General features: G+C 47.9%; 17 protein-coding genes and 1 tRNA gene. 5 read left to right on the forward strand and 13 right to left on the reverse strand.

Features of this window, described 5'->3' with window-relative positions:
* Window positions 1-25 precede the first annotated feature (25 nt).
* From ACOIT5_RS03490 to ACOIT5_RS03515, 6 genes are all read right to left on the reverse strand, one after another.
* On the reverse strand, window positions 26-1,030 hold the full coding sequence (locus ACOIT5_RS03490) for a GSCFA domain-containing protein (protein ID WP_423129076.1): 1,005 nt from the start codon (window positions 1,028-1,030) through the stop codon (window positions 26-28).
* Window positions 1,027-3,039: an alpha amylase C-terminal domain-containing protein gene (locus tag ACOIT5_RS03495; protein ID WP_423129077.1), complete on the reverse strand. Its 2,013-nt coding sequence runs from the start codon at window positions 3,037-3,039 to the stop codon at window positions 1,027-1,029. Before ACOIT5_RS03495 ends, ACOIT5_RS03490 begins: the two co-directional genes overlap by 4 nt.
* A gap of 239 nt (window positions 3,040-3,278) precedes the next feature.
* Window positions 3,279-3,350, reverse strand: a tRNA-Gly gene (locus ACOIT5_RS03500).
* 52 nt (window positions 3,351-3,402) lie between these two features.
* Window positions 3,403-4,365, reverse strand: coding sequence for a tRNA epoxyqueuosine(34) reductase QueG (queG, locus tag ACOIT5_RS03505; RefSeq protein ID WP_423129078.1), 963 nt, complete (start codon window positions 4,363-4,365; stop codon window positions 3,403-3,405).
* Window positions 4,366-4,465: 100 nt separating this feature from the next.
* Entirely contained in the window at window positions 4,466-4,771 is a 306-nt protein-coding gene (locus tag ACOIT5_RS03510; RefSeq protein ID WP_423129079.1) for a DUF59 domain-containing protein, read from the reverse strand.
* 11 nt (window positions 4,772-4,782) lie between these two features.
* Window positions 4,783-5,205: a SufE family protein gene (locus ACOIT5_RS03515; RefSeq protein WP_423129080.1), complete on the reverse strand. Its 423-nt coding sequence runs from the start codon at window positions 5,203-5,205 to the stop codon at window positions 4,783-4,785.
* A gap of 213 nt (window positions 5,206-5,418) precedes the next feature.
* Between ACOIT5_RS03515 and rbr the strand changes: the two genes are divergently transcribed.
* Together rbr and ACOIT5_RS03525 are read left to right on the forward strand one after the other, a co-directional pair.
* Window positions 5,419-5,994: a rubrerythrin gene (rbr, locus tag ACOIT5_RS03520; RefSeq protein WP_423129081.1), complete on the forward strand. Its 576-nt coding sequence runs from the start codon at window positions 5,419-5,421 to the stop codon at window positions 5,992-5,994.
* 103 nt (window positions 5,995-6,097) lie between these two features.
* Entirely contained in the window at window positions 6,098-6,313 is a 216-nt protein-coding gene (locus tag ACOIT5_RS03525) for a DUF6132 family protein (protein ID WP_423129082.1), read from the forward strand.
* A gap of 117 nt (window positions 6,314-6,430) precedes the next feature.
* On the opposite strand, the gene ACOIT5_RS03530 is transcribed toward ACOIT5_RS03525, so the two are convergent.
* The 5 genes from ACOIT5_RS03530 to sufB form a co-directional block, all read right to left on the reverse strand.
* A complete protein-coding gene (locus tag ACOIT5_RS03530; protein WP_423129083.1) occupies window positions 6,431-7,651 on the reverse strand; it encodes an aminotransferase class V-fold PLP-dependent enzyme in 1,221 nt (406 codons plus the stop codon).
* A 172-nt stretch (window positions 7,652-7,823) separates the two neighbouring features.
* Window positions 7,824-9,503 (reverse strand): hypothetical protein, encoded by a 1,680-nt coding sequence (locus tag ACOIT5_RS03535; RefSeq protein WP_423129084.1) that lies wholly within the window; start codon window positions 9,501-9,503, stop codon window positions 7,824-7,826.
* A 309-nt stretch (window positions 9,504-9,812) separates the two neighbouring features.
* Window positions 9,813-11,180 carry a Fe-S cluster assembly protein SufD gene (gene sufD / locus ACOIT5_RS03540; RefSeq protein ID WP_423129085.1) on the reverse strand — a complete coding sequence of 456 codons (1,368 nt, stop codon included), beginning with the start codon at window positions 11,178-11,180 and terminating at the stop codon, window positions 9,813-9,815.
* A complete protein-coding gene (gene sufC / locus ACOIT5_RS03545; RefSeq protein ID WP_423129086.1) occupies window positions 11,180-11,929 on the reverse strand; it encodes a Fe-S cluster assembly ATPase SufC in 750 nt (249 codons plus the stop codon). Before sufC ends, sufD begins: the two co-directional genes overlap by 1 nt.
* A 68-nt stretch (window positions 11,930-11,997) precedes the next feature.
* The gene (sufB, locus tag ACOIT5_RS03550; RefSeq protein ID WP_423129087.1) at window positions 11,998-13,443 is read right to left on the reverse strand and encodes a Fe-S cluster assembly protein SufB; all 1,446 of its coding nucleotides are present in this window, start codon (window positions 13,441-13,443) and stop codon (window positions 11,998-12,000) included.
* Between the two features lie 144 nt (window positions 13,444-13,587).
* Here sufB and thiL point away from each other — a divergent pair, with 144 nt between their 5' ends.
* Together thiL and ACOIT5_RS03560 are read left to right on the forward strand one after the other, a co-directional pair.
* Window positions 13,588-14,631: a thiamine-phosphate kinase gene (gene thiL / locus ACOIT5_RS03555; RefSeq protein ID WP_423129088.1), complete on the forward strand. Its 1,044-nt coding sequence runs from the start codon at window positions 13,588-13,590 to the stop codon at window positions 14,629-14,631.
* A gap of 66 nt (window positions 14,632-14,697) precedes the next feature.
* A complete protein-coding gene (locus ACOIT5_RS03560; protein WP_423129089.1) occupies window positions 14,698-16,233 on the forward strand; it encodes a hypothetical protein in 1,536 nt (511 codons plus the stop codon).
* A 202-nt stretch (window positions 16,234-16,435) separates the two neighbouring features.
* On the opposite strand, the gene ACOIT5_RS03565 is transcribed toward ACOIT5_RS03560, so the two are convergent.
* Complete coding sequence (locus tag ACOIT5_RS03565; protein WP_423129090.1) at window positions 16,436-18,133, reverse strand: arylsulfatase; 1,698 nt, start codon at window positions 18,131-18,133, stop codon at window positions 16,436-16,438.
* 116 nt (window positions 18,134-18,249) lie between these two features.
* Between ACOIT5_RS03565 and ACOIT5_RS03570 the strand changes: the two genes are divergently transcribed.
* A complete protein-coding gene (locus ACOIT5_RS03570; RefSeq protein ID WP_423129092.1) occupies window positions 18,250-19,116 on the forward strand; it encodes an N-acetylmuramoyl-L-alanine amidase-like domain-containing protein in 867 nt (288 codons plus the stop codon).
* Window positions 19,117-19,155: 39 nt separating this feature from the next.
* On the opposite strand, the gene ACOIT5_RS03575 is transcribed toward ACOIT5_RS03570, so the two are convergent.
* Window positions 19,156-19,920, reverse strand: coding sequence for a glycerophosphodiester phosphodiesterase (locus ACOIT5_RS03575; RefSeq protein ID WP_423129093.1), 765 nt, complete (start codon window positions 19,918-19,920; stop codon window positions 19,156-19,158).
* Window positions 19,921-19,971 lie beyond the last annotated feature (51 nt).

Raw genomic sequence — 19,971 nt, forward strand, 5'->3', positions numbered from 1 at the left:
CTATTCTCATTTGTTTTAGCCGTTCTTACTGAGTCCCATGCAATTCATTTTCAAAGTGTCTTTTTTCATTTTCTAAGTTAAGATAAGGGAAATTAATTGTTAATTTCCCGATTTCCTCTAAGTTATACAACAGAAACTTCCTGTACTCCTCAGAACGCGGATTGAACACCTTGTGTTCAGATGCCTTCACAATTTTCAGGACATCTTTGGTTAGCCTGAGGCTTTCTTCAGCAATCATTGCCCGGCTGAATTTGTCCCAGATGTGATCGACGGCCACCGGACTGATATGCACTAAATCCGGGGCATAGAAACGATAATCGCGCAACTCGTCCATCATAATTTCATACGACGGGAAATAGGCGCAGCGCTCGTGCCCAAAGCCGGTAACCAGCCTGTCGACCGCCAGCAAAAGACTTGCTTTACTTAATTGATTACCCACTGCCCCGTCCTTCCAATGACGAACCGGGCTCACGGAAAACAGGATTTTTAAATCACTGTTAAATTTCCAGAGCTCTGACAGCAAATCGCGAAATTCATCAACAATTTCTCCCGGGGAGAGGCGAAATCGTTTAAAATCGGAAGCAGGGAACTTATGACAGTTGGATACCAGCTCGCCGGTTTTCTTCAACTCGTATGCCCAGGCCGTGCCAAAGGTGATGACCAAATACGCGGCTTCGCGTAAAAACTCGCGGGAAACCTGCATTTGCCGGTTGATTTTGTCAAGCGTTTCGCCCGGCAATACCGACGAAAAACGTCCGTGATGGTCAAAACTTCCCCAGATGCCGTTGTGCTCAAACAAGTCTTCCTCCCGGTAAACTTTTCCTTCCAACAACCGGCGGATACTTTTGCATACCGACAGAGGATTGTACACGATGCCAAAAGGGTTCAGACCGACCTGAAACTTGAACCGCTGCAATTTTTCGCCGATGTTTTCGGCAAAACACGATCCTATCAGCATCAGTTTATCGCGGTAACTCATACGCCAACCGAAATCATCAATCTGTACTTCCGTGAAATAGCGGTCCATCATCTTACACGTTTAAACGGTTCTCGTTTCAACACCATCGCAGTCCGGGCAGGCAAATACAGGTTCAGGTAATGCTGGCTGCTTAAGCCTGCCGCGGGGCGGGTATAATAGGTCATATCCCGGGCAATACGGTCTTGCCCGCCAAAGCGGCTTTCATCGGTATCAAACAAAACCTGATACTTTGCAGGGCCCATCGGAATGCCGTAACCAGTAAACGATTGTACCGGGTTAAAATTGAATACCAGCAGGTAATCGCCCCGGCCGAAGGCCAGTATCTGGTCTTCTTTATTGTCGAAATAACGGTACACGCCCGGTATATCGAGCAAACCGGTTCGGCGGATCCACTGCATCATCTCGCGGTCAAAGTCGGCCAGCCAGTGAAACCGCAGTTCCCGATCGTCGGCAAGGCTCCAGATCCGCCGCGCATGTTTATACGACCAGTTGTTTCCCTGTCTCGGAAAATCGATCCATTCGGGATGCCCAAACTCGTTTCCCATAAAATTGAGGTAAGCGCCGCCGGCGCTTGCAGCCGTTGCCAGCCTGATCATTTTATGCAGGGCGACGCCCCGGTCGACCAGCAGGTTCGGCTGGTCTTTCCTCATGCTGAAATACATCTCTTTATCTATCAGCCTGAAAATAATAGTCTTATCTCCAACCAGCGCCTGATCATGCGACTCGGCGTAACTGACAACCTTTTCATCCAGCCGTTTGGATGTCAGTTCGTAGAAGATATGCCCGACATCCCATTGCTCATCCGGCAATTCTTTGATCAGTTTGATCCAGAAATCCGGAACTCCCATCGCCATACGGTAATCAAAGCCCAGTCCGCCTTCGTCCTGCGGAGTAGCCAGTCCGGGCATTCCGCTTACTTCTTCGGCAATTGAAAGCGCATTCGGATTCATTTCGTGAATGAGTTTATTGGCCAGGTACAAATAAGCCACCGCATCCGCATCCAGGTTGGGGGTGAAATAATCGTCGTAGGTGGTGAATGCTTTTCCCAGGCCATGATCGAAGTACAACATACTGGTTACCCCGTCGAAGCGAAAGCCGTCGAATTTAAATTCTTCGAGCCAATAGCGGATATTGGATAACAGGAAGTGCAGCACTTCGTTTTTACCGTAGTTAAAACAATAGGAATCCCAGGCCGGGTGTTCGCCCCTCGCCCCTTCGTGGAAAAACTGATAGCGGGTGCCATCGTATTTGCCCAGTCCTTCTGTTTCGTTTTTCACGGCATGCGAATGCACCAGGTCCATAATAACAGCCAATCCCAGCTGATGCGCGGTATCGATCAGCGCTTTCAGTTCATCGGGTGTCCCAAAACGGGAAGATGGGGCAAAAAAGCCGGACACATGATACCCGAAACTTCCGTAGTAGGGATGTTCCGGAATAGCCATCACCTGCACGGTATTGTATCCGGCAGCTTTGATGCGCGGTAAAATATGCTCTCTGAATTCGTTATAGGTGTGAACGCGTTCCGCTTCGCCGGCCATCCCGACATGACTTTCGTAAATCAGCGGGGCCTCATCGCGGCGGTTAAAAGCAGGATATTGCCATTGATACGCGTCGGAAGGGGCCCAAACCTGGGCATTGAAGATCAAGGTTTCGCTGTCCTGTACTACCCGGTTGGCCCAGGCAGGGACCCGTTTCCCGTTTCCACCGGGCCAGTACATGGAAAAGGCATATAAATCGCCGTGTTTCAACTGATCGTATCCCAGGTGCAACTCCCAACTCCCGTTTCCAAGCGGATCCAGACGATACGCGTACTGCTCTTCCCATCCGTTAAAATCGCCAACAAGGTAGATGGCATCAGCATTTGGCGCCCAGTCGCGAATTACCCATCCACTTTCGGTTTCGTGCAAACCAAACCACAAATGGCCGCCGGCAAAACCGGACAAACTGCCTCCCCCGGTCAATTCATGTTCTTTGCTTCGGGCCAGCTCATTCCGGGCAATGATCGCCGGGGCAAAGGGTTCGAGCCAGGGATCGTTCTGAACAAGTTTCGGGATTTCCATAGCGAAAAGCTTTTCCCTAAAGATAGGGATTTCCCCTTATGTTTCACATGAACGAAGTATCAAATTTGCCCGAAGAGTGGTTTTGGATAATGGGGCGCGGGGCAAAGGGCAGAGAGCAAAGGGGAATGACCGGTTAATGGAGACGGGAGAACTCGGAGCTTGAAACTTGAAACTAAAAAGACGCCTCAATGAAAAATAAAATCAGCCAATTACATCTTATGCAACCGGCTGATTTCAAGAGCGGGAAACGGGGGTCGAACCCGCGACCCTCAGCTTGGGAAGCTGATGCTCTACCACTGAGCTACTCCCGCGATCTTTTCAGGCCCAAATGTAATATATTTTCAAATTCGTTGAGCTGTTTTTTTAAAAATTACCTGATGAAATATCCGGGTCCTCGTTTTCCCCATACAGAAACTGCAAATTCCGTTTCAATCCGCTATATTTTGTTCGCTTGACAGCCGACTTCCGGAACAGCTCGTTAAAGAAAGGCTCGTCTATATTCAGCCACTCATCTTTGGAAAGCCCCAATAGTTTAGGGTGGGGCTCAAAATCCGGTTCGCTGTGGGGTTCGGCCTTGAGGTTCCAGGGGCAGACATCCTGGCAGATGTCGCAACCAAATACCCGGTTTTCGAACTTTCCTTTCAATGTTTCATCCAATTCGCCTTTCAGTTCGATGGTTTGATACGAGATGCATTTGCGGGCGTCGACCACGTAAGGTTGTACAATAGCCCCGGTGGGGCAGGCATCCAGGCAACGCGTACAGGTGCCGCAATGGTTGCCTACAGTCTTTTCATCGGGTTCCAGTTCCAGATCGGTTATCAGTTCGCCAATAAAGAAAAAACTCCCGTGCTCCACCGAAATCAGGTTGGTGTTTTTGCCAATCCAGCCGAGGCCGGCTTTGGCGGCCCAGGCTTTGTCGAGCACCGGCGCCGAATCGACAAACGCCCTGCCGCTGCATGGTTGAATCTCGCGCTGAATGTACGCAAGCAATTCATTCAGCTTATCTTTCAGTACGAAGTGATAATCTTTCCCGTAGGCATATTTCGAGAGAACAGGAGCATCGGTGTCCGCTTGGGTTTCCTTTGGATAATAATTCAGCAATACCGAAATCACCGACCTGGCTCCTTCGAAAATCAGGCGCGGGTCGAGCCGCTTTTCGAGGTTCCGGGCCATGTAGTCCATTTCGCCGTTCATGCCCTCGTGCAACCACCGCTCCAGGGGAGTTTTCTCCTTTTCGAGGAAGCCGGCACGCGAAATGCCGCAGGCCAGAAAGCCTGATTCCAGTGCCTTTTGTTTTATCAGAATGGATTTTTCGCGAATGTCCACACTTTTTTCTGCAAGATATAAAAAAACCCGGCACCAACCGGGTTTTAGATTTTTATTGCTCTCCAGGAACCTCATGGTCCCCGGTAAAAGTTAGCTCACCTTAAAAGAACCCCAGCTCCAGCCGGGCTTCTTCGCTCATCATCGACTTATCCCAGGGAGGGTCGAAGGTCAGTTCAACATGGGCATCTTCAACGCCCTCGACCGACAGGGCCGCCTGGCGGGTATCTTCGACCAACATATCGGCCACCGGACATCCCGGAGCGGTTAACGTCATGATGATATTTGCTTGGTTCTCGTCGTCAATATCGACATTGTAAATCAAGCCCAAATCATATATGTTTACCGGGATTTCCGGGTCATACACGTCTTTTAGTTGTTCAATAATCTGATCAATTCTGTTATCCATAGCAAATTCTCCTACTCTGATATCCTGTTATATGCAACAGCGTATAATTTAATTTGTTTGATCATGGCCACCAAGCCGTTCGACCTTGTCGGAGATAAATGTTGTTTCAGGCCGATGTCGTCAATAAAATGAAACTCACTCGCCATAATTTCGGTCGGGGTATGTCCCGACACCACACGTAGCAACAAAGCAACGAGTCCCTTTACAATCACGGCATCGCTCTCTCCCTGAAAAAAAATCTTCCCTTCCTTGAACTCGGGCACCAGCCACACCCGCGACTGGCATCCTTTGATGAGGTGTTGATCGTTTCTCAGTTTCGGGTCCAACTCGTTCAGGTCGTTTCCCAGCTCAATCAGGTAACTGTATTTATCCATCCAGTCCTCAAAAGCAGAAAACTCTTCATTAATCTCTTCCTGAATTTCTTCAATGGTCATGTTTAAATTCTTTTAAAGGACACAAATGTCGTAATTTTTTAGGAAACACATCCTATGTGCAAGCCTGTGATGTTGAGAAATTAAGAAAAACAAAAACTACGGCCGATCGTTGAATGATTCTAAATACCGCTTCAGCCTTACTTCTTTGCACCGAATTCATTATTTTCATATTCCCAAAAACCGACGATATATTAACCTTAAACGCGAATAATTATGAGTTCATTAGTTGGAACACAAACCGAAAAGAACCTGCTGAAAGCTTTTGCAGGTGAATCTCAGGCGAAAAACCGTTACGAGTTTTTTGCCCGGCAAGCCCGCACCGAAGGACTGGAACAAATTGCTGCTCTTTTTGAAGAAACCGCGTTAAACGAACAAGCCCACGCCAATCGTTTTTTCAGTTTTCTGGAAGGCGGTATGCTTGAAATTACAGCCAGCTACCCGGCCGGAAAAGTGGGCAGCACCCTGGAAAACCTGCAGGCTGCCGCTGCCGGCGAAAATGAAGAATGGTCGGAACTTTATCCTGAATTTGCCCGTGTAGCCGAAGCAGAAGGCTTTAAACAAATTGCCGTGGTATTTAAAACCATCGCCAAAATTGAACAACACCACGAACAGCGCTACCTGAAACTTGTTAACAACCTGGAGCAAGGAAAAGTGTTTGAACGCGATGGCAAAGTAACCTGGAAATGCCGTGTTTGCGGGTTCCTGCATGAATCGGCCAAACCACCGAAAAAATGCCCGGCCTGCGACCACGAACAGGCTTTCTTTGAAATAGAAGCAACCAACTACTAATAAAAACAGCGGATGAGCCAAAACATCCGCTGTTTTTACATTCCTACGCCACATAACGGCCATATAAAAAAATCGGTTTTCTTTGTACCAAATATTGAATGGTATGAAAAAGTTTTTGTTGAAATACAAATGGGCCCTGGTTGGTTTGGCCTTTGGCGTACTGGCCGGTTTCCTGTACTGGTATTACATTGGTTGCAATTCGGGTTCCTGCCCGATCCAATCGAATTGGCATACCAGTTCGCTGTACGGCGGGTTGCTCGGTTTTTTATTCGGCGATATCTTCCGGAAAAAAGAAAAGAAAGAAGACAAAACAGTTTAAGAAACCGCGATGAAGCGAGGCTGTATCCAAAATCCTTAATCGAGTCATCCTGCCCGGCAACTGCCGGACGGGGAGACCAGACTCCCAAAGATTCAAGACTTTTGATACCGCCTCGTTTTATTTCAGCATGGGTATTAGTTTATTTAATGCCATGATTAACTGGTCAACTTCTTCGAAGGTATTATACACGGCAAACGATACCCTGACCGTTCCGCTTACCTGGTAATGCTGCATCACCGTGTCGGCGCATAGCCTGCCGGTGCGCACGGCGATTCCCATTTTATCGAGCATGGTTCCCAAATCGAAAGAATGAATGCCTTCGATATTGAAGGTAATCACACCCGACTTTTCTTTTTGTATGCCGTAAATAATCAGTCCCGGGATTTCGAGCAGCCTGCGCGTAGCATATTCCAGCAGCTGGTGTTCGTACCGGGCAATTGCTTCGATCCCAAGTTTCTGCAGGTACCTGATCGCTTCGCCAAAAGCAATCACACCCGTGATATGCGGTGTGCCGGCTTCAAATTTATAGGGTAATTCGTTAAAAGTCGTTTTTTCAAAACTAACCTCCGAGATCATCTCGCCGCCTCCCTGGTAAGGAGGCATCTGACCGAGCAGCTCTTTTTTACCGTACAGAATGCCCACTCCGTTTGGACCATACATTTTATGCGCCGAGAACACGTAAAAATCAGCATCCAGATCCTGCACATCCACAGCCAGGTGTTTTACCGCCTGAGCGCCGTCGACCAATACCTTTACCCCTTTTTTATGCGCCTTTTCGATAATCGCCTTTACCGGGTTAATGGTTCCCAGCGTGTTCGACACCTGTGCAACAGCAATCAGTTTAGTCCGGCGGGTAATCAGCTTATCCAGCAACTCCACCTTCAGCCGGCCATCATCTGAAAAGGGTAAAACCTTAATTTTGGCTCCTTTTCGGTTGGCCATTAACTGCCAGGGAACAATATTGGCATGATGCTCCATCTCCGAGATAATGATTTCGTCGCCCGGCCCGATAAATGCCTCGCCAAAGGAAAAAGCAACCAGGTTAATACTTTCGGTGGTACCCTTGGTAAAGATAATCTCTTCGCGTGAAGGAGCATGAATAAAATCAGCAACCTGGTCGCGGACATCTTCGTAATCCATCGTGGCCCGTTCAGCCAGAAAGTGGGCGCCGCGATGAATATTGCCGTAATATTTCAGATGCAACTCCTCTTCTTTCCTTAAAACCTGAACCGGTTTTTGTGAAGAAGCGGCGCTATCGAGGTAAATCAGCGGTTTATTATAGACCAGTTGATCCAAAATCGGAAAATCTTTTCGTATTGCAGAAATATCGAGTGTCATTGTGTTTCATTTTAACTGTTTGAAAGGGAATACTTCCCCTTAAACTTAATAACAGCACCACAAAACTAATGTTTTTTGCCGTTATCCAACAATCCGGTAACAACCGGGACGACACAAAAAAAAGATCCACCTTGACTGATGGATCTTTTTCGACGGTTAACGTCTGACTCTTCTATTTCAGTTTATTGCTGTGATCGGTAAAATCGCCAATAATGGAAACATTGTCGGCTTTGGTAACTGTCCCGTGAATGGTAATTGATGAATTCGGGCCGATAAATTCGATTGTTGAATAACTGTGTAAGACCAGGTTTCCGTAGATGGTGATGTCTCCTTCAATTCTCAGCGTACCGTTTTGGTTGATGTAGAAGTTCTGGTTTTTCTCACCCTGTGCGAGTTCGCCGATGATGTGCAGAACGGCGTAGCTGTTAATCACGATGTGTTGGCCCACGCCCAAGGTCCCGCACCAGGTCAGGCTTGCATTCGAATTAACCTCAACATGATTCAGGGCGGCAGGTCCCCGGTAACTCAGGTCTGTGGTTACCGTCAGGTTCTTGTTCCCCTCATAAAACGGATAGGAGTCGCAGGTTAGCTCAGGCTCATCATCATCATCTTCGGCGTTGCCGGCTAACATTTTTAATATTTGGAGTCCCCCGAAACCATCGGCTACAAAAACATAGATGCCTTCGCTTCTCACATAGTTTGCCGAGCCGGGCAGTGCAATACTCCCAAAGTCGACTACTTGTTCAATATCGCCCGAAACCATCGAGATCACGGCAACGCCGGCGGCGCCGTTGGCCATAAAGATGTGGTTATTGTTCACCGATACGGCATTGCTGACAATTTCATCTTCGCTGGCCTCCAGCCCGTTCGGCCGGGCAATCGGGATGGTATTTCCTTTTGTCCCGCTTGTAAGGTCATATACGCCAACACCGTTAAAGCCTTCTGCGGCCAATACATTTCCGCTGTAAAAATCAAGCGTTCGCTTGGCATGAGGTACATCCGCCGAACTGGTTGCTATCTGTTTCGTTTCATTCAACGAGGCGTCGTACACCCGGATACCCGTGGCTCCGCTCAGGGCGACAACCTGTCCGTCAACCAACCCGACAGCCCTCAGGTCGGCAAGATTTGTGCTTGATTTCAGCTTATGGTCTGTCAGGCTATAGGCTCCGAGCAGTCCGTTATCGCCTGATACGCCATAGAGCATATTGTTACCCACGGCGATGTCGGTAGCCACATAACCGGCCATTTCCATGAACTCCAGGTCATCGGTAAAAAATCCGCCATCCAGTTTCATTTGGATCAGCAACGCCCGGTCGTCTCGTTCCGCCACAAATTCGAGGCTGGCTGTTGCCAGATAAAGCGTATTATCGGCGTAAGCGATCGAGCTGACATCTGTCTTCGGAAGAATCGCGCTTTCAACCAGATGAGGATTATCCGGATCGCTTATATCGATCAGGTCTATCGCTCCAAGATAATTATCTCCTTCGAGGTTATACGAAACATACGCGTAGTTACCGTTCAAAACAACATGAGTCGCCCGCAAGGTGGTTCCCTGATATTTGGGTGCAGCTACTTCGGCCACCAAAACCAAGGGTAAATCGCTGGCAGGATCATCCGTTTCTTCCGAACCGATCGCGGCAGATTTTAAACCGCCATAAGAAATCACGGTATTCGGACCAATCAGGGAAACGACCCCGGCATTTTCTTTGCTAACCCGGTCGCCCAGGTTCTCACGGAGAATAATCACCGCATCCTTCCCTTCCTGGATTTTATCTCCCTTCAGATCGTCACGTTCGCAACTGAATAAGACGAGCAAGGAAAACATCAAACCAATCAAGGTAAATTTTTTCACATGATCAAGTTTTAGATAAAAATAATTGAATGCCCCTTTATTGTAAAATAACCATAAGTCACAATCCTGCAATAAAATTAAAATTTTATTTCCGAATCAACAACAGACGATTCCTTCCTTCAACATAAAAAGAACCGGCAGCATTACACTTCTTTTATTCGGCCAATCTCAAAAAGGTAACCCCTTTAAAATCAGTGAATGAATTCGCACAGGACAGACTCTGCATCGGCAGTATCCGGTACTGCCCGCTTTATTGCAAAAAAAAAGCCCCGGTTACCGGGGCTCAGGGGCTATTTTAGTAAGTTTCATTCAATATTTATCGCAGGAATGACAACGGGCCAACTCGCCGCGCAGCCGTTTTTCAACCAGCTCGTCTATCCGGTCACGTAACGGATCGATCCGTATTTCCTGGACCACTTCGTGTGCAAAGGCGTTCATCAGCATCAGGCGGGCATCAAACTCGTTAATTCCGCGGGCGCGGAGAAAAAACAGCGCATCTTCGTCTATTTGTCCGACGGTGGCGCCATGACTGCATTTCACATCATCGGCGTCAATGATTAACTGCGGTTTGGTATTCATTTTAGCTGAATCAGTCAGCAAAACATTGTTGTTCCGCTGAAACGCATTTGTTTTCTGCGCATCGCGCGCCACATGGATCCTGCCGGTAAATGCACCGACGGAATCTTCATCCAACACATTTTTATAGAGCTGGTTGCTCAGGCAATGTGCCTTATTGTGCTCGATATTAGTAAAATTATCCACATGCTGACGTTTGTCGGTAAACGACATGCCAAATACGTTCGCCTCGGCATGTTCGCCATCCAGGCTTATTTTCAGGTTGTTCCGGACAAGTCCGCCATGCAGGGTAGCCTGGCTGGTCAACAAATTTGAGTTCTCTTCCTGCCTGAAAAAGGATGAATTGACCGAATTGGCCTGGTTATTTTGGTTCTGAATGGTGTACACATCCACCACAGCATCGCGTCCGACAAAAACTTCGGTGACATTATTGGACAGAACATCAACGGCATTGAGCGTATGATCGCAGAAAACCACTTTTACCCGGCTGTTTTTCCCTGCAATAATCAGGTTGCGCTGCGTCGCGAACAGGGCATCCTGAGTGCGCAGCAGGTTAATAACCTGAATTGGTTTTTCGAGCGCCGCCTGATCGGGTACATATAAAAAGAATCCGTCTTTTGCAAAAGCGGTATTCAGCGCCACCAGCGGATCGTCAGACAGCCCGGCCTGGCGGTTCAGGTAATCCTTTACCAGTTCCGGCTTTTCAATGGCAACCTGCCGGATACTTCCCAGCACAACGCCTTCGGGTAAACCTTCGGGTTTCTGATTACGCGCATAATACCAGCCGTTGATCAGCAAAACGGTATAAGTGTCCAATTGCGGTACATCGCAGCGAAATACTTCATTCAGATCAACATCGACCTCTTCGCTCTCAAAAAGATGACGGTATTCTTTGCCGAATACACGTTCGAGGTTGGTGTATTTGTAATTTTCGTTTTTGAAACCCGGAATCCCGGTTTTCTCAAAACGTTTGATCGCCACATCGCGCATCCGGTTGAACAGTGGAGACGAGCCTTCATCCAACCTGCTCCGGCTGGCGTGAAACAACTCTGTATATTTCCCGCTAACGGTTATTTTATTTGCTACGGATTGGGTCATCATTAAACATGTTCTTTTTTAATCCAGTCATATCCTTTCTCTTCCAGCTCCAAGGCGAGTTCTTTCCCGGCCGATTTGACGATGCGTCCTCCATACAGCACATGTACAAAATCAGGGACAATGTAGTCGAGCAAACGCTGGTAGTGCGTAATAATAATCGCTGAGCGTTCGGGACTTTTTAATACATTTACCCCTTCGGCCACAATTTTCATGGCATCAATATCCAAACCGGAGTCCGTTTCATCGAGGATGGCTAGTTTGGGCTCAAGCATCGCCATTTGGAAAATCTCATTTTTCTTTTTCTCACCACCTGAAAAGCCTTCGTTGACCGAACGGTTTGTCAGGTTGGAGTTCAGGTGGAGCATTTCCTTTTTTTCGCGCATTAATTTTAAAAACTCGCCCGCGCTTAAAGGTTCCAGCCCGTTATATTTGCGATGTTCGTTTACCGATGTTTTCAGGAAGTTGACCATTGGTACGCCGGGAATTTCCACCGGGTACTGAAAGCTAAGGAACAAGCCTTTTTTTGCTCTTTCTTCGATCGCCAGTTCCAACAGGTCCTCACCCATGAATGTGATTTCACCTTCCAGAATTTCATAATCTTCCCTGCCGGCCAACACATTGGCCAAGGTACTTTTACCGGAACCGTTTGGCCCCATGATGGCATGAACCTCGCCCGGTTTGATGTCGAGGTTGATTCCTTTCAAAATTTCCTGCCCTTCAACGGCAACTTTCAGATTCTTTATTGTAAGCATGTTCTATGATATTATTTCAGATGGCGGGCTTCGACCGTATCGGCGCCCGTTATTTCTATTTTAACAATTTAACCAACGCTTCCTTCCAGGCTGATCTGGAGTAATTTCTGCGCTTCAACTGCAAATTCCATCGGTAATTTATTCAGCACTTCCTTGGCATACCCGTTTACGATCATCCCGATGGCATCTTCGGTGGAGATTCCCCGCTGGTTACAATAGAAGATTTGATCTTCACCGATTTTTGAGGTAGTCGCTTCGTGCTCAACAATCGACGTTTTATTCCCGACTTCGATATAGGGGAAGGTATGCGCCCCGCAGGTAGAACCCAGCAAAAGGGAATCGCATTGCGAAAAGTTACGGGCATTGATGGCCCCAGGCAGCACTTTCACCAGTCCGCGATACGAGTTGTCGCTCTTCCCGGCCGAGATTCCCTTCGAAATAATTGTACTCTTTGTATTTTTCCCGATATGGATCATCTTTGTTCCGGTATCGGCCTGCTGGTGGTTATTGGTAACGGCCACCGAGTTAAACTCGCCAGCCGAATGATCGCCCATTAAGATGCAACTAGGATATTTCCAGGTGATGGCCGAACCGGTTTCAACCTGGGTCCAGCTGATCTTTGACGAATGACCGCGGCAAACACCGCGTTTGGTCACAAAATTATACACCCCGCCTTTCCCGTTTTTATCGCCCGGGTACCAATTCTGCACAGTCGAATATTTCACCTCGGCGCGGTCGAGGGCGATGATTTCGACGACCGCCGCATGCAGCTGGTTTTCATCGCGCATCGGAGCCGTGCAGCCTTCGAGGTAACTCACGTAACTGTCGTCGTCTGCAATAATCAGGGTTCGTTCAAACTGCCCGGTCCCCGCGGCATTAATGCGGAAATAGGTCGACAGTTCCATCGGGCATTTTACACCTTTGGGAATATAGCAGAATGAACCGTCGGAAAAAACGGCTGAATTCAGGGCTGCGAAAAAGTTATCGGTCACAGGAACCGACATTCCCAGGTATTTTTGCACCAGGTCGGGATGTTCTTTAACAGCTTCGCTGAACGAACAGAAAATGATCCCTTTTTCGGCCAGGGTTTCTTTGAAGGTCGTTTTCACCGAAACGCTGTCAATCACCGCATCAACCGCCACACCAGCCAGTATTTTTTGTTCTTCGAGCGGGATTCCGAGTTTATTGAATGTTTCAATCAACTCGGGGTCTACTTCATCCAGGCTCTCATATTGCGGCTTCTTTTTCGGGGCGGCATAATAAATAATGTCCTGAAAATCGATGGGTGGTATTTTCAGATAGGCCCAGTCGGGCATGTTCATTTTTTGCCACTTCCGAAAGGCTTCCAGACGAAACTGAAGCATGAATTCCGGTTCTTCTTTTTTGGCTGAAATGATCCGGATGACATCTTCATTCAGTCCTTTGGGAATTGTATCCATTTCCAGGTCGGAAACGAATCCGTATTTATATTCGCCTGAAGTTACTTCTTCCAATATTTTATTTTGCTCTTCCATATCGCTCTATTATCTGTTTTCTCTCCGCATCCTATAACAAACCTGAATACAGTCTGTTTAAAAATAATTGCAAAGATAATGAAGTAAAGCTATTTTTGCGGCTGCAAAGCATTAATTCACACCTGCAAGTCTGATATTTAAAAAATGGATAATAATAAAAAAGCAACTCCAATCTCCAGCCTGGGAGAATTTGGACTGATCAATCACCTGACCAAGTCCATAACGCTCAAGAATCCCGGAACAGTTAAGGGGGTAGGCGACGACGCTGCCGTGCTGGACTATCGCGACCAGCAGTTGGTTGTTACCACCGATTTGCTGGTGGAAGGCATCCATTTCAACCTGATGTACGTACCGATGAAGCATTTAGGCTATAAAGCGGTGATGGTTAATCTGTCAGACGTTTTTGCCATGAATGCCCAACCACGGCAACTTACGGTTTCGCTGGCCATCTCCAATAAATTTTCGGTGGAAGCCCTGGACGATCTATATGCCGGGATTTATATGGCCTGTGAAAAATACGGAGTTGATGTCGTTGGCGGCGACACTACCAGTTCGTTGACTGGCCTGGTAATCAGCATTACGGCCCTGGGCGAGGTCGGTAAAGGCGAAGCAGTTTACCGGAGCGGGGCAAACCCGAATGACCTGATTTGTGTATCCGGCGACTTAGGCGGCGCCTATATGGGCCTGCAGTTACTGGAACGCGAAAATGAAGTTTTTAAAGTTAGCCCGAACGTGCAGCCCCAACTGGAAGGATATGATTATATCCTGGAGCGGCAACTCAAGCCGGAAGCCCGGGGAGACGTGATCAAAGCGCTGAAAAAAATGGGTATTGTCCCTCATGCCATGATCGATATCTCCGACGGACTTTCATCTGATTTATTACATATCTGCAAAGAATCAAAGGTGGGCTGCAGAATTTACGAAGAAAAAATTCCGCTCGATTTCCAAACCAAACGTTTTGCCGAAGAACTGAGCATCAACCCCCTGGTTGCCGCCCTGAACGGAGGCGAGGATTACGAATTGTTATTTACCGTTCCTTTAGCCGACCACGACAAGATAAAAAATGATCCCGACATCACCATGATCGGGCACATCACCCCGGAGAGTGAAGGCGCCATGCTGGTAACCGGGCTTGGCGGCGAAATTCCGTTGCAGGCACAGGGGTGGAACCCGCTGAAGGAAGGATAAATTTAACAGTGGTATGAGTTTTGTCGTGACGGTTATCAAGAAACAACTCTTTTAAAACTCAAAGTCATGAAAAAGTTTGTAATAACATCCATCCTTAGCCTGATGGTTGCATTCTGGAGCACATCCGATGCGCAAAACTACCCGGATGAATATCTGGGCCTGCCGGGCGATAACCTCAACCTGTATGCAGTGATGAAACTGTTCCAGGAATCAGAAACCCTCGAAGCTTTTGAAAGAAGCCTGAATGATGAGAATTCAAGAATTAACAATCTCGACCTGAACGGAGACCGCCTGGTTGATTACCTGATGGTGTTCGACTATGTTGACGGCGATGTTCACACCATCGTTTTACGGACAGCACTGAGCAGAAACGAAACCCAGGATGTGGCCGTTTTCACGGTTCAGCGTTTCAGAGACGGATCGGTACAAATACAGCTTGTCGGAGACGAGGCCCTTTACGGCAGAAACTACATCATTGAACCTAATTATGCCGATAATGCGGGAGAAACGCCAAATCCCGGTTATTCCGGAAATTCGTACAACAATAGAAATGTCACTGTAGTCCGCACCACAACCTACGAAGTTGCCGCCTGGCCGGTTGTCCGGTTTATGTTTCTCCCCGGTTATATTAGCTGGCATTCTTCCTGGTACTGGGGCTATTACCCGACCTACTGGAGCCCGTGGCGTCCGTATTACTGGCATTACTATTACGGCTACCATTATCATTGGCACGATCATTACTACGGGCATTACCGTACCTGTAACTATCATCGTTATCACCGGTATAATGACCATTATTACCGCAACGTACGGACTTATTCGCCAAGAGTAGCCACCAACATAAGGGAAGGACACTACCGGAATACCTATTCCCGCCCCGACCTGAGAAGAAAAGGTGAAGCACTGTATACCAGAACTACCTCGGGACAAAACAGCCGGAGAACAACGACATCAGTTAATAACAGCCGGACAACCAGCTCACAATCAGGAAATAACAGGTCAGTCGGAACCAGCAATTCCGGCGCAGAAAGACGGTCGGAAACTTCTGTAGGCAGACGGACATCGACAAGCCCCGCTGTCAATCAGAGAACCGGTGAATCCCGTAAAACAACGACTGGTGTCACCAACAGGAACAGTACAAACGCTCCTGCTGCAAAAAGTACAGATGTTTCGCGCAAAACATCAACGGTGCCTGCCCGGACCGGCAGCACCCCGGCCGCCAGCCAGGGAACAAATGCCTCCCGCAAGCCGGCCACGGGTACAACAAACAGAAATGTGACAACATCACCTGCCGGTAAAAAAACAGATGTTTCACAAAAGGCAGCCACAGGCAACCAAAACCGGGCTGTAAACAACTCGTCGACCAGACAAAACACCCAAACCGGTACCACGCAGCGGTCAACCAGTTCGGTTTCCAAGCCACAGGCAACACAAAAAGCGGTAAGTACGCCAAGTTCTTCCAGCCAAAAAAGAAGCACCGTCAATACCGGTAGTTCAAACAACAGAAGCAGTTCGGGTAATTCAAGCAGCCGAAGCAGCTCGGGTGCAACAAAAAGCAGTAACACCCAAAATCAGTCAAACGGAAAATCAACACGCAGATAGATGACCTTAATTACAGACTATTGACCACATATAAAACCAGAATATTTTTTACCAGCCTCCTCTGTCAACCGACAGAGGAGGCTGTTCTTTTTCATACAAAGAAAAAATATCTGCCTGTCCGAACAAACTGCAACCGCGATCTTTCAATAAGCAACCGACAACAGCTTCAAAAAAAGAAGCAGACTTTTAGCTTCAATCACGATCAGAAATTATATTTCCCCGAAGGATATACCGAATAATTTTTGGCTTCCCCCCAAGGGAGCGCTCCTACCCGTTTTGCCCACTCATCGTATGCCTTGCCAAGCCGCTCTACGATTTCCGGATGCTCTGCAGCCCGGTTATTCGTTTCGCTGCGGTCGGTTTCCACCTGATACAATTCCCAGGGGTCAGAAAAAAAACGGACCAGTTTCCATTCACCATCCCGGACCATGATGTTGCCTTCGTGTTCACAGCAAATCGGCTGAGCATGCAAAGGCAAGCCATTTCCTTGCAACAGTCCTTTCAAGCTGCGCCCATCGCTCACCGGAACCGGCTGACCATTCATCGCGTAAGGCCGGGTTGCCGAAGCGACATCCAGGCAGGTTTCAACGATATCGGGAAGAAAACCGTACTGGTTCAGGATTCCATGCTGCAAATCAGCCTTTATTTCTGCCGGCCAATGCACAATCAGCGGCGATTGGATTCCTCCCTGGTGGGTGAAATGTTTGTACTCGCGAAACGGTGTATTTGAAAATGTCGCCCAGGCGCGGCCGTAGTTTTTTCCACCCTGTCCGTATTGTCCCAGCTTCTCCATTCTGAAATCTCCAAATACGGGGCTTTCGGCTTCAGCTCCGTTGTCGGAAAGAAAAAAGATAAGCGTGTTATTCAGCTCTCCCGTTTTCTCCAAAAAAGCAATCAGTTTCCCGATGTTTTGGTCCATGCGGTCAACCATGCCGGCATAGGTAGCCATAATCGCATCCATCGAATCCTGTTGTGCCGGGCTTAACGAATCCCACGCCGGAACCGGCCCTCCTTTGCTGCCAAGCCTGTTGCTGGTTCCGGGGCGGGGCGCCAGTTCAGTATTTTCAGGAATTAATCCCATTTTCTTTTGCCGGGCAATAATTTCTTCACGCAACACATCCCAGCCTTTTTTAAAACGTCCACGGTACTTTTGAAAATCTTCGGGCATGGCCTGCATCGGGAAATGAGGTGCGTTATACGCCAGGTAGAGGAAAAACGGCTCCTCTTCTCTGTTCATTTCGTGTTCTTTCAAATACGCTATCGCCTCGTCGGTAAACGCATCGGTGGTATAATAATTCTCACCTTCCGGTTCAACAAACCGGTTATCGCGCTGAAGGTCTGTGGGTTTAAAATAATCGGAAGTACCTTCAAGAAAACCATAAAAACGGTCAAAGCCGCGCTGTTTTGGCCAGGTGGCAGGATCACTGGATCCCAGGTGCCATTTTCCGGTCATGTACGTGCTGTAGCCTGCTGTTTTCAGCATTTCGGGCAAGGTGGGCACGTTTTCGCCCAGCCAGCCGCGGTAAGCATACGGAAATTCCAACCGTTCGGCAATCACCGATGGTTTGTTGCCTGTCCGTTTAAATGTCATATGCCCGACCCCCGATTCGTGGGGAGATAGACCGGTCAATAAACTTGCACGTGAAGGACAGCACCGGGCGGCGCTGTAGAACTGGTTAAAACGCACACCGGTTGCAGCCAGGCGGTCGAGATTCGGGGTTTCGATCACCCCGCCAAAACAGCCGGGGTTCGACCAGCCCATATCGTCGGCAAGGATGATAATGATGTTCGGCTTTTCACCGGACGCTGCGAATGCCGTTGCCGGAGACATGCCGCCTACAAGCAGGGAGACCCAAAGATGCCCCTGATGAAACTTAAAATGATGATTACCGAAGTTCATGTTTGGTTATGTGTTAATAAAGTGATGTTCAAAAATCTTACCCATAAATGTATCGGGAAAATTCGATTTTAAAAACAATCTGTTTTATTTCGTATTTTCATCAAAAATTTATCAAAATGAAAATCACTGTTTTGCTTTTTTGCCTGTTTGCAACGGGTTTAGCCTGCCAAAGTAAACTGAAGGAAACAAATATTCCACCTAAAGAACTGATTAAAACAGCTGAAGACAGTCTTCTGGTTACGAAAATACTCAGCCGCTTTTCGGCTGATCAGGATAAACCGGTGGGTGAACTGGTTTCTGAAATCGGAAAAACCTTTTTAGGGACTCCTTACGTCGCACACACGCTTGAAAACGGACGGGATGAAGATTTGGTGATCAACCTGAGAGAGTTGGATTGCACGACCTTTGTTGAAACCTGCCTGGCGCTGGCCCGAACCGTTAAAGCCGGAAAAGCGGATTTTGACAGTTTTGCCGGCGAGCTGGAAAAAATCCGTTACCGGGATGGAAAACGGGAAGGATATTGTTCACGCCTGCATTATTTCAGCGACTGGATTTACGACAACCGGATGAAAGGATTGGTTTCGGAACCTGCCGTAAAAATTGGATCACCGGTTGACCTTATCGTCAATTTTATGTCGACACACCCTGCCAGTTATGAGGTATTGAAGGAGAACCCGGAATTTATCCCGGTCATTGCTGCTCAGGAAACCGGGATTTCGGCCCGGAAATATTTTTTTCTGAGAAAAGAAGAAGTACCCGGCCGCGAAACCGACCTGCAAGAAGGCGACCTGGTAGGCCTTGCAACCACGATTGCCGGACTCGATATTTCGCACACAGGTATCCTGACCGAAGTAAACGGCCGCATTCACCTGTTGCATGCCTCATCAACACTCGAAAAAGTGGTTATTTCGGAAGAACCGCTGTATGACTTGCTCATGAACAAAAAATCGTACACCGGAATCATGATTGCAAGACCAAAATAAAACCAGGCTCCCGTTTTGGGATATTTACGCCTGCACACCCTACTGCATCTGCTCCCTGAGCCAGCCGGGGCGGTTGGTGGTAATCGCTTTCACGCCTAATCCGACCAGCCGTTTTGCTTCATCCGGGTCATCCACGGTCCAGGTCAGCAAATCGACACCCACCTCTTTCACCTGACGCGCTAAATCAGGCCGGATAATTTTGTAGCTCAGGTTCAGTCCGTCCAAGCCTGATTCGGCCAGCTGACCAAGTCGCTTCAGTACATCCTCTTCAACCGAGCTCAGCCAGTAACAGGCATTTCCGGGAAAGGTCTTCTTGGTATCCACAATGGTTTCCCAACCGAAGCCAATAAAAATGATCTGCTCAAGTTTACCGCTTTCATCAATCGCTTTTTTGAGCGCCGGCAACACTTCACTGCCACATTTAATTTCGACAACCAATTTTTTTCCGGCGGGAACGGTTTCGAGAATTTCTTCGATAAAGGGAATTTTTTCGCCGGCAAAACGCTCTTCTTTCCAACGGCCCACATCAAGCTTTCTTAGTTCGTCCGAATTTGTTTCGCTGATTTTTAAATCGACCCCGGCAGTCCGTTTTGTCGACGAGTCGTGACAAACCATCACCCGGTTATCTTTTGTCAGATAGATGTCAATTTCAACGGCATCGGCGTCGAGTTCCCAGGCAAGATTGGCTGAAGCCACTGTATTTTCAGGCGCCAGGTACGAAGCTCCGCGGTGGGCAATATAAGCAACTTGTGAAAAACTAATAAAACCTGTAAACATAAAAGCTAAAAAAACTAATCGTTTCATACGTTTCGATTTAACGGATATTGATTGTTAAAGATGCACTTTTTCCGTGAG

The sequence above is a fragment of the Gaoshiqia hydrogeniformans genome (genome assembly GCF_049347105.1).
In the GTDB taxonomy this organism is placed as follows: Bacteria; Bacteroidota; Bacteroidia; order Bacteroidales; family Prolixibacteraceae; genus Gaoshiqia; species Gaoshiqia hydrogeniformans.

Coding starts and splice junctions, on each gene's coding strand:
- ACOIT5_RS03515 (WP_423129080.1), bottom strand. CDS start 5,205: ATGACCATTGAAGAAATTCAGGAAGAGATTAATGAAGAGTTTTCTGCT.
- sufD (WP_423129085.1), bottom strand. CDS start 11,180: ATGATGACCCAATCCGTAGCAAATAAAATAACCGTTAGCGGGAAATAT.
- ACOIT5_RS03570 (WP_423129092.1), top strand. CDS start 18,250: ATGAAAATCACTGTTTTGCTTTTTTGCCTGTTTGCAACGGGTTTAGCC.
- sufB (WP_423129087.1), bottom strand. CDS start 13,443: ATGGAAGAGCAAAATAAAATATTGGAAGAAGTAACTTCAGGCGAATAT.
- ACOIT5_RS03565 (WP_423129090.1), bottom strand. CDS start 18,133: ATGAACTTCGGTAATCATCATTTTAAGTTTCATCAGGGGCATCTTTGG.
- thiL (WP_423129088.1), top strand. CDS start 13,588: ATGGATAATAATAAAAAAGCAACTCCAATCTCCAGCCTGGGAGAATTT.
- ACOIT5_RS03490 (WP_423129076.1), bottom strand. CDS start 1,030: ATGATGGACCGCTATTTCACGGAAGTACAGATTGATGATTTCGGTTGG.
- ACOIT5_RS03525 (WP_423129082.1), top strand. CDS start 6,098: ATGAAAAAGTTTTTGTTGAAATACAAATGGGCCCTGGTTGGTTTGGCC.
- ACOIT5_RS03510 (WP_423129079.1), bottom strand. CDS start 4,771: ATGGATAACAGAATTGATCAGATTATTGAACAACTAAAAGACGTGTAT.
- sufC (WP_423129086.1), bottom strand. CDS start 11,929: ATGCTTACAATAAAGAATCTGAAAGTTGCCGTTGAAGGGCAGGAAATT.
- ACOIT5_RS03575 (WP_423129093.1), bottom strand. CDS start 19,920: ATGAAACGATTAGTTTTTTTAGCTTTTATGTTTACAGGTTTTATTAGT.
- ACOIT5_RS03495 (WP_423129077.1), bottom strand. CDS start 3,039: ATGGAAATCCCGAAACTTGTTCAGAACGATCCCTGGCTCGAACCCTTT.
- ACOIT5_RS03560 (WP_423129089.1), top strand. CDS start 14,698: ATGAAAAAGTTTGTAATAACATCCATCCTTAGCCTGATGGTTGCATTC.
- rbr (WP_423129081.1), top strand. CDS start 5,419: ATGAGTTCATTAGTTGGAACACAAACCGAAAAGAACCTGCTGAAAGCT.
- ACOIT5_RS03530 (WP_423129083.1), bottom strand. CDS start 7,651: ATGACACTCGATATTTCTGCAATACGAAAAGATTTTCCGATTTTGGAT.